General features: G+C 39.6%; 14 protein-coding genes. 4 read left to right on the top strand and 10 right to left on the bottom strand.

Features of this window, described 5'->3' with window-relative positions; all coding sequences use genetic code 11:
- Positions 1–6 precede the first annotated feature (6 nt).
- On the bottom strand, positions 7–1,779 hold the full coding sequence (locus ACHFIZ_RS12160) for a histidine kinase N-terminal 7TM domain-containing protein (RefSeq protein ID WP_410886184.1): 1,773 nt from the start codon (positions 1,777–1,779) through the stop codon (positions 7–9).
- A gap of 147 nt (positions 1,780–1,926) precedes the next feature.
- Here ACHFIZ_RS12160 and ACHFIZ_RS12155 point away from each other — a divergent pair, with 147 nt between their 5' ends.
- Both ACHFIZ_RS12155 and ACHFIZ_RS12150 read left to right on the top strand, forming a co-directional pair.
- On the top strand, positions 1,927–2,514 hold the full coding sequence (locus ACHFIZ_RS12155; protein ID WP_410886182.1) for a porin family protein: 588 nt from the start codon (positions 1,927–1,929) through the stop codon (positions 2,512–2,514).
- Between the two features lie 110 nt (positions 2,515–2,624).
- Entirely contained in the window at positions 2,625–2,906 is a 282-nt protein-coding gene (locus tag ACHFIZ_RS12150; RefSeq protein WP_410886180.1) for a hypothetical protein, read from the top strand.
- On the opposite strand, the gene ACHFIZ_RS12145 is transcribed toward ACHFIZ_RS12150, so the two are convergent.
- The 3 genes from ACHFIZ_RS12145 to ACHFIZ_RS12135 form a co-directional block, all read right to left on the bottom strand.
- A complete protein-coding gene (locus ACHFIZ_RS12145) occupies positions 2,903–3,832 on the bottom strand; it encodes a YihY/virulence factor BrkB family protein (protein ID WP_410886178.1) in 930 nt (309 codons plus the stop codon). The two genes, ACHFIZ_RS12150 and ACHFIZ_RS12145, sit on opposite strands and share 4 nt — an antisense overlap.
- 94 nt (positions 3,833–3,926) lie before the next feature.
- Complete coding sequence (gene hppD / locus ACHFIZ_RS12140) at positions 3,927–5,057, bottom strand: 4-hydroxyphenylpyruvate dioxygenase (protein WP_410886176.1); 1,131 nt, start codon at positions 5,055–5,057, stop codon at positions 3,927–3,929.
- Between the two features lie 66 nt (positions 5,058–5,123).
- Positions 5,124–6,278 carry a homogentisate 1,2-dioxygenase gene (locus tag ACHFIZ_RS12135; RefSeq protein WP_410886174.1) on the bottom strand — a complete coding sequence of 385 codons (1,155 nt, stop codon included), beginning with the start codon at positions 6,276–6,278 and terminating at the stop codon, positions 5,124–5,126.
- A 333-nt stretch (positions 6,279–6,611) separates the two neighbouring features.
- Here ACHFIZ_RS12135 and ACHFIZ_RS12130 point away from each other — a divergent pair, with 333 nt between their 5' ends.
- Together ACHFIZ_RS12130 and ACHFIZ_RS12125 are read left to right on the top strand one after the other, a co-directional pair.
- The gene (locus tag ACHFIZ_RS12130) at positions 6,612–7,607 is read left to right on the top strand and encodes a fumarylacetoacetate hydrolase family protein (protein WP_410886173.1); all 996 of its coding nucleotides are present in this window, start codon (positions 6,612–6,614) and stop codon (positions 7,605–7,607) included.
- A gap of 7 nt (positions 7,608–7,614) precedes the next feature.
- Entirely contained in the window at positions 7,615–8,502 is an 888-nt protein-coding gene (locus ACHFIZ_RS12125) for a flavin reductase family protein (RefSeq protein WP_410886171.1), read from the top strand.
- Between the two features lies 1 nt (position 8,503).
- Here ACHFIZ_RS12125 and ACHFIZ_RS12120 read toward each other — a convergent pair whose 3' ends face one another.
- The 6 genes from ACHFIZ_RS12120 to ACHFIZ_RS12095 all read right to left on the bottom strand — a co-directional run bounded on the left by ACHFIZ_RS12120 (position 8,504) and on the right by ACHFIZ_RS12095 (position 14,476).
- On the bottom strand, positions 8,504–9,052 hold the full coding sequence (locus ACHFIZ_RS12120) for a C40 family peptidase (RefSeq protein ID WP_410886169.1): 549 nt from the start codon (positions 9,050–9,052) through the stop codon (positions 8,504–8,506).
- A gap of 57 nt (positions 9,053–9,109) precedes the next feature.
- Complete coding sequence (locus tag ACHFIZ_RS12115) at positions 9,110–9,811, bottom strand: SDR family NAD(P)-dependent oxidoreductase (RefSeq protein ID WP_410886168.1); 702 nt, start codon at positions 9,809–9,811, stop codon at positions 9,110–9,112.
- 12 nt (positions 9,812–9,823) lie between these two features.
- Complete coding sequence (locus ACHFIZ_RS12110; RefSeq protein WP_410886166.1) at positions 9,824–11,629, bottom strand: aromatic amino acid hydroxylase; 1,806 nt, start codon at positions 11,627–11,629, stop codon at positions 9,824–9,826.
- 36 nt (positions 11,630–11,665) lie between these two features.
- The gene (locus ACHFIZ_RS12105; RefSeq protein ID WP_410886164.1) at positions 11,666–12,151 is read right to left on the bottom strand and encodes a GtrA family protein; all 486 of its coding nucleotides are present in this window, start codon (positions 12,149–12,151) and stop codon (positions 11,666–11,668) included.
- Positions 12,152–12,186: 35 nt separating this feature from the next.
- Complete coding sequence (locus tag ACHFIZ_RS12100) at positions 12,187–12,879, bottom strand: CAP domain-containing protein (protein WP_410886162.1); 693 nt, start codon at positions 12,877–12,879, stop codon at positions 12,187–12,189.
- A 115-nt stretch (positions 12,880–12,994) separates the two neighbouring features.
- Positions 12,995–14,476, bottom strand: a complete 1,482-nt coding sequence (locus ACHFIZ_RS12095) for a glycine--tRNA ligase (RefSeq protein ID WP_410886161.1) — start codon at positions 14,474–14,476, stop codon at positions 12,995–12,997.
- Between the last annotated feature and the right edge of the window lie 93 nt (positions 14,477–14,569).

Genomic DNA, 14,569 nt, shown 5'->3' with positions numbered 1-14,569 from the left:
TACGTTTTAACTTTTAGATTCATCCACTGGCAGATACAAACAAAATTTAGTTCCTATGCTTATTTCACTGCTTACAGAAATTTTGCCATCATTGCGGTCCATAAATTCTTTACAGACAACCATTCCAAGTCCGGTGCCTTTTTCATTCATTGTGCCTCTTCTTGATTGATTTTCTCCGCTGAAGAGCCTTTCAAGTATTAATTCCTCCATTCCTGTTCCATTGTCCTCAATACAGAGTTTAATAAAATGTTCTTTAGTGTAGACTGCAAATATCTTTATCTCGCACTTGTCGTAACAGAATTTAATTGCATTGTTGAGTATGTTTCTAATCACGATCTGAATCATTAGCATATCTGCATAGATCATTGCTCCTGGAAATACATCTTGCACGATCGTTATATTTTTAGCCCTTGCGGAGGGCATGTGGTAGCTTACCTCATCTACAACAAGACCCTTTAAATCGAAAAACCCTTTGTTAATCCCAAAGCCTTTAAGCTGACTGCGGGACCAGTGAAGAATATTTTCCAGGAGATCAGTAGTGTAAATTATGTCTTTACTTAAAATAGGCGCCAGCATTTTGAATTCTTCCGGCGAAATCTCATCATCGGAGATCATTTTTAGTACTTCTGAAAGATTTACTAGCGGGGCTCGTAAGTCATGAGCAATAATGGAGAAAATCCTGTCTTTGAGCTGGTTTAATCGTTTTAGTTCCTCCGTTTGCTCCTTTGACTTTATCGCATCCTTTTTGAACTGGGTCAAATCCTGCATTTTAACAATAGTGGCATCGCTATTAGGTTGATTATTGTCCAAGCAGCGAATGTCAACATCAAGATCAAATACACCGAATTCATTAGAAATTTTAAGCTCTACGTGTCCAGCATAGCGGTTTTCGATCGATCGATGAAACGCCGTTTGCCCAGGCAAAAGTTCCTCAAGAGTTGCGCCGATAACGTTGTTCCTCTTGCTGCTTTCCAGGTATTTTTTGAATGCAAGATTACAATCAATAACCCGCTTTTTGTTATCGAGAATTACAAAGCCATCCTGCATCAGATCCATCACTTTTCCTCGTGCAATAGGCACGATGTCGAACAATTTAAAACGGTATATAGCCACCGCAATTAAAAATGTAGTAGCAACGAATGCAAATGGAGTGATGTCTAGATTGCCTAAAGGTCTTATGCCAGCGAGATAGGTGATATTTGCAATCCATGGAATCAAAGACGCTACAATGATCAGGTAGTTTTGTCTGCGATAAATTGGGTCTGCTGTGCGAAACTTTGCAAACAAAAGATAGTTTCCTATGGCAAGGAGAATGTAAAAGTAGATAGTGAAAAGGTGATAGCCAATTCCTGTGTCAATTTTTGCCATTGGAAAATAGTTCGAATTGTCTATTGTTATTGATGTGTAGTAGAGGTGATGCCAATTGTTCGTCCACACAGTAAGTATAGTCGCTATTGTTATTACCATCAGTGTTCCAAAGTTAAAGGGTCTTTTGTACCATTTTTCTTTACCGGATAGGTGCAAACAAAACAAGAACCAACTCAGCGGAAGGGTAGTGATACCAATATATTCGATGTTGATAAAAAATGTGATCTGAGATAAAGAAAGACTTGCAAGTTCGAGACCGTAGGCGATAGACCAGATGGCATTGGTAAACATCATGATCCCAAATAACCTTACTGCACCGTCTTCTTTTTTATAAACATAGTAGGATAAAAGGAGCGTAATTTTTCCGCAGAGAAGGAGAATGAGCGAGTAAACGTTAAAGGTAAAATCCATCAGGAGTCTTAATTAACATAGTGATATGATATTTAAAACAAAGGCTGCGGCTATCATATTTGTTATATAAAAGTATGCAATTAGTTTTGAAATTAAAATTTCATATTTTTACTTAAATAATTTATATAAGACACTAAATTTTACACCATGAAAAAAATAATCCTATTAGCAATATTGCTAGGCTCTGGGTTGACTGGTTTCAGTCAAATACTACCAAGTTTTCAGTTTGGTTTGAAGGCCGGAACAAACCTCTCGAAGTTAAGTACTGAAAGCACTTTTAGCAGTGACAACCGCGCAGGTTACTATGCAGGTCTGTGGGCACGTATTGGCGCAGCAGGTATACACTTGCAACCAGAGCTGTATCTAAGCGGAAAGAACACTACGCTAAAAAATGATGCTGGTGCTGAAAATACTGTAAAGTTTACAAGTCTTGATGTGCCAATCTTGATAGGTACAAAGATTGGAGCTGCAGGGGTTGGATTAAGATTAAATACAGGTCCTGTGGTGTCTTTTATTGTGGACGACAAACAGACAGTGAAAAATGCCGCTGGTAATGCTTTATCAGGAGATTTCAAAGGACAGAACATTGCTTGGCAGTTTGGCGCAGGTCTGGATGTGAGCAAATTGGGTATTGATGTACGATTTGAACAAGGTTTATCTAAGATCGGGAAAGATGGTTACAATAATACTAAATTGAGTTTATTTACGATCGGCTTAGCCTATAGATTGTTCTAAAACTGTAAGTTTTCAACAATACTTTAAAAAAGGCAAACATTTTGTGTTTGCCTTTTTTTTTGGCAATAGAATTGATATCATACCCCTACCTAACTAAAAGTAAAACTGTTATGAATATCAGAGAACTATTGCTAAACGGACAGAGCTTCCTTGAAATGTTAAAACAATTTTCTATTGAAGCCAACAACTTTAAAATCCAGGACGAAGACATCATCTTAAACGAACCCAGTTTTGGGACAAGAGAAATCGTTAAAGAAAGTATTTGTATTGAGGGAAAAAACAATGAAGGTATAGTTAACTTTTTCGGAACGCTTCACTACAATTTGTTGAGTAAACTTGCAGTTTTTGAAATGCAGGGCTTTGAGCAGATTAGACATCCAAACGCTGCCTAAGCGTCTTTAAGTATTTCTTTAATTTCATAGTTGAACGTGCCCTTTATAGGGCGGATCGGAGTATCTCTGGAGTCACTTAATATTTTAACATAGCAAGCGCCAAAGTAGAAGATAAATGAAGAATAGAATACGAAAAGCATGATTAGTACAATTGAACCGGAGGTGCCGTAGATGTTTCCAATACCACTTAAAGGTAGCAAAATTCTAAGAATGAATTTCCCGGTAGTAAACAAAATTCCCGTTAATAATCCTCCTCTCATTGCGGTAATCCATTTTGGTCTTCCGTTCGTTAGAAATCTGAAAAGTATTGTAAACCAAATAGTTACGATTAGTACAAAGAGTAGCTGATTCAGTACCCAAAAGAAAATCCTTCCAAACGTTGGAGAAGCATTGCTGATATACCCACTTATAAAGGCCTGGATGCTGTCTGTCATGAATCCGGTCAAAAAGAGTATACCTGCCAGCAAAATGATCACCGTTGATCTGGCACGTAATTTCAGTCTAAAAAGAAATCCTGACCCCTCGCTAATTCCGATAGACCAAATCTGGTCCATTGAATTTTTTATAACATTGAATAAGGTAGTGGCCACGAACAAAAAAAATATAAAGCTGATAAGCGTTGCATACCACTGATGGTCTACCCCTCTGATATTTCTGAGCGTTTGTCTGATCTGAGTTGTGCTTTGCTCGTCAAGGATGCCGGACAACCGCTCAAATAATCTCGTTGTGAAGATCTTTCTGTCAAAAAAGAATCCGAAAAGCCTGATTAATATTAGAAGAATGGGAGGTAAGGCAAAATTTGCGAAGAAAGCGGTAGCGCCCGCAAGTCGCAACGGATCGTTTTTTTGAAATAGCGCAAATGCCTCCTTACTCCGTAATAGAAAAAGCTTTACTCTGGTTACGACATGTATCATTGCGGTCTTCATCTCATCAGTTTTCGAAAATAACCATTTTTTGCTGTAAAAAAGAGGGCAGCTAAACCAATAGCCGCCCCTCCGGAGTTTTCAAATGAATAATAGGTTACAGATTACCCCTTAACTCTTGCTCGCGTTCTAAAGATTCGAACAGCGCTTTGAAATTCCCGGCTCCGAACGACTGTGCACCTTTCCGTTGGATGATCTCAAAAAATAATGTTGGTCTGTCTTCGACAGGTTTAGTGAATATTTGCAATAGATAGCCTTCTTCATCGCAGTCTACCAAAATCCCCAGTTCCTTTAACTGCTCAATTTCCTCATCGATCTCACCTACCCTCGTTGGCATCATGTTGTAATAGGCTTCCGGGGGTGCACTCAAAAACTCAACCCCTCGAGCTTTTAAGCTTGTTACTGTAGACAAAATATCTTTTGTCGCTACAGCGATATGTTGCACCCCTTCGCCTTCATGAAATTCCAGGTATTCTTCGATCTGGGATTTCTTTTTACCTTCAGCCGGTTCGTTTATTGGAAATTTGGAGAAGCCATTGCCATTGCTCATGACCTTACTCATCAACGCAGAATATTCTGTATTGATCTGGTTATCATCAAATGATAGAATGTTTACAAAACCCATCACTTCTTCATACCATTTTACGGTTTCATTCATTCTATTCCAGCCTACATTTCCGACGCAATGGTCTACGTAAAGCAAACCTGTCTCGACAGGGTTATAATCACTAACCCAATCCTGATAGCCTGGAAGAAATGTGCCTGTGTAGTTTTTTCTCTCGACAAACATATGAACAGTCTCACCGTAAGTATAAATACCAGAGATCCGAACTTCGCCATCTTCATCTGTCAAAGTATAAGGTTCTACATATGGTTTAGCGCCACGTTTCGTAGTTTCTAAAAAAGCACTGTATGCGTCATCAACCCAGAGTGCCAAAACTTTTACACCGTCGCCATGCTTTTTAGCATGCTCAGTAATAGCACCCTCAGATTTCAATCCTGATGTTAGCACTAGCCTGATCTTTCCTTGCTGCAGAACGTAGGAGGCCCTATCGCGAACCCCAGTTTCTGGTCCCGAATAAGCAATCGATTGAAAACCAAAGGCTGTTTTGTAATAGTGGGCGGCTTGTTTAGCATTTCCCACATACAATTCAATATAGTCTGTGCCATTGATAGGTAGGAAATCTTGAGCCTTACTTATCTTCTCCGCAAATGTTTGTGTACTCATGCTTATTGTTGTATAACTATGTGCTTAATGTTGTTCACTAAGTATATTTGCGGTCTTAAATCGATGTTAAGACCAGGATTTGTAGTAGGATTCGTCTTCAATCCCTATGGCATAATCTGTTAGCATTAATGGTTTGAAAGGGTCTATCATCACGGCTAACTCATTCGTGCTTTCCTTTCCTATTGATTTCTCAACGGATCCAGGATGAGGGCCATGCGGAATTCCTCCAGGATGTAATGTTATCTGTCCCTTAACTACGCTCTTTCTGCTCATAAAGTCGCCGTCTACATAGTAAAGAACCTCGTCGCTATCCACATTGCTATGATTATAAGGAGCAGGGATAGACAACGGATGGTAGTCATACTTACGTGGAACGAATGAGCAGATCACGAAATTGTGGCCTTCAAATGTCTGGTGTACAGGAGGCGGCTGATGAAGTCGACCTGTGATGGGTTCAAAATCATGAATTGAAAATGCCCAGGGATAATGAAAGCCGTCCCAACCTATAAAGTCAAAAGGATGGGTTCCATAGGTGTAGGGATAGATCAAACCCTGTTTTTTTATCAACACTTTAAAGTCTCCATGCTCGTCATTCGTTTCCAGGTCTGTAGGCCTTCTAATATCACGCTCACAATATGGTGCGTGTTCCATAAGCTGACCGTATTGATTACGGTAACGTTTCGGCGTGCGGATAGGGCTAAAACTTTCAATAATAAATAAGCGGTTGTCTTCATTATCGAAGGTTAATTGATAGATAGTTCCACGTGGGACGATTAAATAATCTCCGTATTTGAATGTTATTTTGCCAAAACCGGTTTTAAGTGTGCCCGATCCCTGGTGAATAAAGAATACTTCGTCTGCCTGACTATTCTTATAGAAATAATCAGTCATTGACTTTCTTGGCGCTGCCAACGAAATATGTAGATCACTATTGACGAGTACCGGTTTTCTACTCTTTAAATAGTCGTCTTCCGGCTTAATATTAAAACCGATCAGGCTAGTGTGCTTTAAATGCTTTTCTCGAGCAATTATTGGTTCTACAGAATAAGGATCTCCCAAGGACTTTACAATAGTAGGCGGGTAGCAGTGATAAACCAAAGAGTATAAACTTGAAAACCCTTCTGTTGATACCAATTCTTCTGCATAAAGGTTTCCGTCAGGTTTCCGGAAAACCGTATGGCGCTTGGCAGGTATGGATCCTAACGTATGATATATAGGCATAAGCGTAGGTGAGTTATTTAAGTAAATATAAAAAAGATACTATTTAAAACGCGTGATACGTTTTACCAGAAAGGCCAAAGAGTGGCTAAGAAAAGGAATACTGAGCAAAAATAAGCTTTGACAACATCGCATATCTGAAGGAAGACAAGGCTTGCCTTGCTATTTGATCTTGATATGTATTAATGTATTGTTTCATGCTCTTTCGCGATTGCTAATTTAGGTAATAAATCTAATAAACAACAAATGATAGGTTATTGTTATAGCCAATATTTAATTAATAGAGTTGGATGACTTAAATTTATCTAGCTTTGAATAACTTAAATCTAACTTAATATGAAACTTGTATCTTATAAAACGGAGGATACAGAGCACCTGGGTGTCTTTGTACATGGTCATATTTACAACCTTAATTCTTGTGACAAACAATTGCCAGATAACATGGCTGATTTTCTAAAGGGATCAGATGTTTTAATGGAAAGAGCGAAGAAGATTGATAATCAGATTAAGTTGCAAGAAATCGAACCCAAGGAAGAGGTATTCTATGAGCTACTTGCACCTGTTCCGCATCCAACTTCCTGCAGAGATGGATATGCGTTTCGACAGCACGTTGCAACAGCCAGGAGAAATCGCAAGGTGGATATGATTGCTGAATTCGATCAGTACCCAATCTTCTACTTTACTAATCACAATGCTATTCAAGGTCCGGGAGATGTAGAATGCATGCCAGATCACTTTGAAAAGTTAGATTTCGAGTTAGAGGTTGCAATAGTCATAGGAAAAAAGGGACGGAATATCACTGCCGCAGAGGCGGATGGCTATATCGCAGGGTATACGATTATGAACGATTTAAGTGCCAGAACATTGCAGATGGAAGAAATGCTGTTAAATCTCGGCCCTGCAAAAGGCAAGGATTTTTCTACAATTATTGGCCCTTGGCTGGTAACTCCTGATGAACTTGAAGAATATAAAACTACTCCAAAGGAAGGTCATATTGGTAATGCCTACAATTTGGGTATGAGCTGTTCTGTAAATGGAGTGAATGTATCATCTGGCAATATGGCTGATATGGATTGGACATTTGCCGAGATCATCGAGCGCTGTGCCTATGGTGCCGATATTTTACCTGGTGATGTAATAGGGTCTGGAACAGTAGGTACAGGTTGCTTTTTAGAACTTAATGGTACTGGTTTATCGAAAGATCCGGCGTATAACACACAATGGTTGAAAGCAGGAGATATAGTTGAAATGGAAGTTGCAGGGTTGGGACGCCTGAGTAATATCATTACTAAATTTGACAGTGAGTTCTCAATTCTCGCATTAAAGAAATAGGGTTAGCATGATTACACTAAAAACGTCAGACCTTAATCCGGTGCAGTTGCAGAACTATTTGCAGTATGCAATTGCACCACGGCCAATATGCTTTGCCAGCACTATTGACAAGGCTGGTCATGTGAACTTGAGCCCTTTTAGTTTCTTTAATATATTTAGCACTAATCCGCCGTTGTGTGTGTTTTCTCCCGCTAGAAGGATCAGGGACAATACAACAAAGCATACCCTCGAGAACGTTTTAGAAGTTAAGGAATGCGTAATTAATATTGTCAACTATTCCATGGTTCAGCAGATGAGCCTATCTAGCACTGAGTATGCTTTAGGTGTTAATGAGTTTGACAAGTCGGGATTTACGATGTTGCCATCCAAGTTGGTGAAACCGCCAAGGGTTGCGGAGGCTCCAGTTCAACTAGAGTGCATGGTAACTGAGGTGATCCATCTTGGAGAAAACCCAGGAGCTGGGAATCTCATTCTCGCCGAGATAAAACTAATTCATATTAAGGAAGAAATTCTGGATGGCGAAGGTAGGATCGATCAGGAGAAGATAGATTTGGTAGCCCGCTTGGGGGGAGATTGGTACTGCAGGGTAACTAAAGATAATTTATTTAAGGTTCCCAAGCCATTAACGACTTTGGGAATAGGGGTTGACGCTTTACCAGAGGGAGTAAGAAACTCGGTAGTATTGACTGGAAATGATCTTGGAATGCTTGGAAATATTTCCTCTTTTCCCTCGGCAGAAGAAGTTGATCGCATAATGATGTTAACAGAGGTAAAGGAAGTGCTGGATGCAACAATTGGCGACACGGTTAATAGAACGCGCGAACTACACGAATTGGCGAAACACTTGTTGGTAGGTGGTAAAATTGAGCTAGCTTTAAAAGTAGTATTGTTGTAGTTTAAAGAATACTTACGATTTTCAGAAAACGTTTCTTGTAGAAACCCTCATCAAGGCTCGATATAGTAACCCCTTTTGCATGTCCGGATGAAGAATGGATAAACTTGACTTCATCCCCATCAATAGAATATACGATTCCAACATGACCCGGTGTGCGAGACCTGCTGTTTGTACCGGTGAAAAGAATAACATCTCCAATCTTTGCCTCTGATAACTTTTTGCTTTCACCGCTGGCCGCGAAATCCCTAGAAGATCGGGGTACTTTAAACCCGAAATTACTAAACACATAATTAACAAAGCCGGAACAATCGAAACCTTGTGATGGACTGCTTGATGCAGTGCGGTAACGAATACCGAGCATGGTTTTCGCAAAATCCAGAAGTTTGTTCGGAGTTGTAGTAACAACTTCTTCCTGTTTTTCCTTTTGCTCGGGAAGCTGACGAATCAGCTTGTTAACCATTTCCTGGTACTGAACTGGTATTGTAGTCTGTGCAGTTGCAATCGACATACTAACACAAATCAGACTGAATAGAATTAAAGTTTTCTTCATATCAATAAGTCCAAGATATTAAAAATATCCCCGAACAGGTAAAATGTGGAAAACTTGTTAAGGTGTAGTAACAGCAACAGGTAGTGTTTTTCCATTGAAAAATCGATGGCCTGTCTTCGCAAAATCAGCCACATATTTGCCCATCTCAAACGCCATAACTGGTGATTCATAACCTGGAAATGCCATTTTTAACATTTCGGTTTGTGCAGATCCTAAAGCCAGACAGTTAATTTTTATACCGGTATGAGAGAGTTCTTGTGCTAGACATTCTGTCAACGTATGCAATGCCGACTTGCTAGAAGAGTATGCAGATAGGCCTGGGAATTTCACGCTTCCCTGAAAACCACCCATGCTTCCAATGTTCACAATATGACTACCAGAAGTCATTAGCGGAACTACATGCTGAATCATATTAAAGTGACCCATTACATTGCTCTCCAGCATCTGCCACATATCTGCAGCCGATGTTTCTAAAAAAGGCTTGTTGATCAGTGAGCCTGCATTATTTATTAAAATATCAACGGACCCCAATCTCTCTTGTAAAAATGGGACAAGTGCATGGTAATCATCGTTCACAATATCGAACTCAACCGGTAGCAAAGTGCATTCCGGTGTAATACCCTTAGCGATCTCCAGAAGCTTACGTAACTTTTCAACAGTCCTTGCAATACAAACCACTGTATTTTGCGTACTTAAAGTAAACTCTAATGCAGTTTCGAATCCGATTCCACTGCTTGCTCCCGTGATAATTATATTCATATTTATCGTAATTTAATCAGCTGTATTTGAATTATCATCCTTCAGGGTAATTAGTTGGCTTACGGGGTTGGCAATAACATGTAGGCCATCGTTAATCAATTTTGTATAATCTTTTTCATTGATCGCCTTTAGTTCAAGATATATTGTTAACTCTTTTTTCAGTGAAGGGAGCACAATTTTATGATGTACAATCTCTAATATTTCCAATGCAGCCAGCCAATCCTGCCTATGGTTTTTTTTTACTGTATGGAATAACGCAGGTAATTCATCTATGCTGTCTATTCCTTCTCTTATAGATCTTATTGTCGCATAAATTCTATGTAATTCAATAGTTTTCTCATCATAAACATGGTGGTTAGTCTGTTGTTTACTGATCTGAGTGATTTCTTCGTAAGAATCTTTATCTGCCGCCCCGTTGAATACCGACAGAATACTTGCACCTACCGCCATATCATAAGTACCCCATTCTGGCATGAATAGTACATTTCCATTCTTTTCTATAACCCGGCAATCATCAAATGTGATCAGTAAAATTTTATCTCCGGGTTTTAAAATGGTTTGTACGTTACCTTCCAGTTCTATTCCACTTTCAAAAATTAGTTGTGCTCTTCCGCCAATAAACAATCCCATTTCCGCTAACTCATGTTCGTTGAAATCTTCCAGCATAGTGTTTCTGCCTTTTAGTTTTCCAACAGGTGATGAAAACCCTGAACTATGGTACTCCTTGCCATGACCTTCAAGTTGCCTGCCATTCAATGAAAGTGCTGAGGGGCCAGTAGTCTTTATAAAGGTGAGCTCGTCGGATTTGTCCAAGCCTAAGTCCGTAAATACTCCTGTAACCTGCAAACCAGAGCTATATAATGCAGTAGCAGGATTTTTACATTCTATAGCTTTAATTAAGCCCTCAGAGCCTCCTCGTCTAAATGCCATTGTATCCGCAAATTCCTCTAAGACGTCAATTAGATTCTGGAATGTTTCAGTTACAAATAATTGTGGCTGTGTTTTCGTGATGTCGTATGGATAATTTACTGTGTATTTATTATACCATAACTTCTTGACATTTTCCTGCATGCAGGATGCGCTCTCGCCGATAGAAGAGAGCAATCCAGCTCCATATATCTTCGGTTTTTCTAACGTTCCAATGAGCCCATATTCAACTGTCCACCAATGGAGCCTACCTAGTAAAGCCATTTCAGATGGCTCACCCATGTCTTCCGATACCCGTTGCAGGTGACGCTCCGCTTTTCTAATTTCTGCCTCCGCAGTATTTGCTGCTTCTTTTAAAATAGAAAGCTTTCTAATTGCTTCATATAACTGGAAGTCCTTGGATGAAAACATCGCCTTGGCGCCAATAGAGCCAAAGTAGCTTAGATAGCTGTTATAATCTTTATCTGCGATAATTGGCGCATGACCCGCAGATTCATGTATAATGTCTGGTGCCGGAGTGTATTCAATGTGGTTGATGTGGCGGATATCAGCTGCGATCACAAGAACACGATAGGCCTGGTATTCCATGAACGCTGCGGGAGGAATAAAGCCGTCAACTGTTACCGCTCCCCAACCAATCTTACCTAGATGGTCATTCATCGTTTGTAGGCGCGGGATGTATTCAATGCTAAGTCCTGCGCTGTTGAGACCTTTAATATATGGATAATAAGCAACTTGTTTCAGATAGCTGTAATTCTGACGCATCACATATCTCCAAACTGCCTGATCTATCGGCGTATAGTTCTCATATTGCTGCGCTACAATAAATTGCCGCAGGTGTTTGGGAAGATTAGCAACTTGCGGATTATTGAAATCATTAAAATCGCTCATTTCAGAATAATCTAGTTAGTGCAGCAAGATAAGAATTTATTTTTTCACCCTAAAGGTGAAGTACTTTTGGGAAAAGTAGCTATATACCGCAAGAAGTACTGCTATGATCATCTTTGAGACCGTAGGATAGAAGCCCAAAGCATCATGGAGCACCTTCAATAATGCATAATTGAGCAGGATGTTTGTTACCCAAACAGATCCATATCTAAATAACTGAATCCTTCCTTTTAAGTCAGAAGAAGTGAAAATTAAATACTTATTTAAAAGAAAGCCGATAAAAAAAGTGATGAAGGACTCCATTGCAAGGGCTGCAGACGGGGCAGTTATCAAATTTGGGAAGTATGGGATGTGGATATGAACATCCTGTTGCTTCAAAATCCAATTGTAGCAGATGTAATAGGTGACGATTCCAGAAGTAACAGTAGAGCTCCCGGAAGCTAAATATCTAAAAGTATGCAGCGTTAACCAGCGTGAAAATGGGGGGTAGAAAAAGTCTATTATTCTTAATAAGGCTTTGCGCATTCAGATCATCAATAAATGACGAAGTTACTAATTTATTATCTCGGTAGTGCCACAAAATCAGTTACAGAACAGTACTTGTATCCCTTATGGGGCTGGATACTAATTCCAATATAATTGAACTTGTAATCGTCTCTCAGAATAATTTTTCGATGCCCCAGATTCGGGACACCCCTGTCCAACAGTAACATACATATATTAGCTAATCCTGAAGCGTAACCAAAAGCAAGGTTTTCACCACACGCTTTACGTGGATACATTTTGCCTATTCGATCCTTTACTGTACGTCCATCAAGCGAATTATGAGTAGCGTAATTATTTTTATTCATGTCCTTCGCATGTTGCTCGGCAACCCAACTCATTGCCTCATCCGGCCATAGGGCACTCATACCTTTAACATTTTTTAAATCAGTTTCCAGGCTTCTGTAATACTTATCGCTCTTACTGATCTTCAATTCCTTGTAATTGCTGTACTTGATCATCTGGCGATTGTGTTGCTCCATGTAATTCTGAAAATAGGTGTTGAAAAATTTTTCCCCATCCATTCTAGCCAGATTCATATAAATCACCATATCTTTCTCTTCGCCGGTAAGGTACTTTTCATCTTCAGCAGTATTTGCAGCCCGTAACTCTTCTTTTGTCCACGTCGATGCCTGTCTGGATTTTTCTGTAGTGCCATTGACTGATAGCAAAGGAATGAGGAAGAAAAGCATCAGATCTGTTAATCTCATGTGCGCATAACGTATTTATTGTGATTTTAATACAAACAGCAGACCAACATTTGCAGGAACTAGGTAAAGAAAAAAAGTCTGAACTTTTTTTAGTCCAGACCTTCTATTGTTGTTGTTATTGAAGTAAGTTCTTCCAGCTTGTTTTACTTTCGATAAGAAACTGGAGTTCCTTAATCTCTATTCGCTGCTGTTCCATGGTATCACGGTGACGAATCGTAACCGTGTTGTCTTCTAGTGTCTGGTGATCAATAGTCAGGCAGAATGGAGTGCCAATGGCATCTTGTCTGCGGTAACGTTTTCCAATCGCGTCTTTCTCTTCGTAAATGCAATTGAAATCTAGTTTCAAGCTGTTCATGATCTCTCGAGCTTTCTCCGGCAGCCCATCTTTTTTAGTCAAGGGGAAGATCGCTACTTTGATAGGAGCAAGGCAGGGGTGCAATCTCAACAGCGTTCTGCTATCTTGCTTTTCGTCTGTACTCAAATCCTGCTCTTCAAAGGCGTTAATCATTGTAAGGAGGAACATACGGTCAAGACCTATCGATGTTTCAATTACATATGGAATGTAGTTTCCGTATGGCTTTCCCTCATCGTTCAATTCTGCATCGAAGTATTGCATTTTCTTACCAGAGAACTCCTGATGTTGTGACAAATCAAAGTCTGTACGACTGTGGATGCCTTCCACTTCTTTAAATCCGAATGGGAATTCAAATTCAATATCGGTAGCTGCATTGGCATAGTGAGCTAATTTAACATGGTCGTGAAAGCGATATTTCTCTGCTGAAGTGCCAAGAGCGAGGTGCCATTTCAACCGTGCTTCTTTCCAGTATGCAAACCATTTTTCATCCTCACCTGGACGAACGAAAAACTGCATTTCCATCTGTTCGAATTCACGCATACGCATAATGAATTGGCGAGCGATAACTTCATTCCTGAAGGCTTTGCCAATTTGAGCAATACCAAACGGGATTTTCATCCTGCCTGACTTTTGCACGTTCAAGAAGTTTACGAATATTCCTTGTGCAGTTTCTGGTCTCAGGTACACCTCATCAGAACCTTCTGCCATTGCTCCAAACTGAGTGCTAAACATTAAATTAAACTGACGAACATCAGTCCAGTTTTTTGTGCCACTGACGGGACAAACGATCTCATGTTCTTCAATTAATATCTTTAATAAAGGAAGATTTTCCGCTTTGAGAGCATCGTCCATATCGGTTTGCAGTTTCGCTGCTTTTTCTGCTTTTCCGTCCTTCTCATATCGGGCGATTTTATCTTCCAGCAATTGGTCTGCACGGTAGCGTTTTTTAGAATCTTTATTGTCGATCATTGGGTCGTTGAAGCCATCAACATGGCCGCTCGCTTTCCAGATTTTTGGATGCATGAATATTGCAGAATCTATACCGACAATGTTTTCATGCATTTGTACCATGGCTTTCCACCAATAAGATTTAATATTGTTCTTCAATTCAGCGCCCAGCTGTCCGTAGTCATAAACAGCACTTAATCCGTCATAAATTTCGCTGCTTTGAAATACAAAACCGTATTCTTTAGCGTGTGAAATAACATTTTTAAATTGCTCGTCGTTATTGTTTTTTGCCATAGTGATGCAAACTTAGCCAAAAGTGTGCAAAAATCAATCGATAAACTTAAGTATCGATTTGAGGCATTTTCAAGGATTTAGTTACTTTTGATT

The organism is Pedobacter sp. JCM 36344, from assembly GCF_046546555.1.
Taxonomy (GTDB): domain Bacteria; phylum Bacteroidota; class Bacteroidia; order Sphingobacteriales; family Sphingobacteriaceae; genus Pedobacter.
The sequence above is the reverse complement of the archived record's forward strand: the minus strand, read 5'-3'. Positions and strand labels throughout refer to the sequence as shown.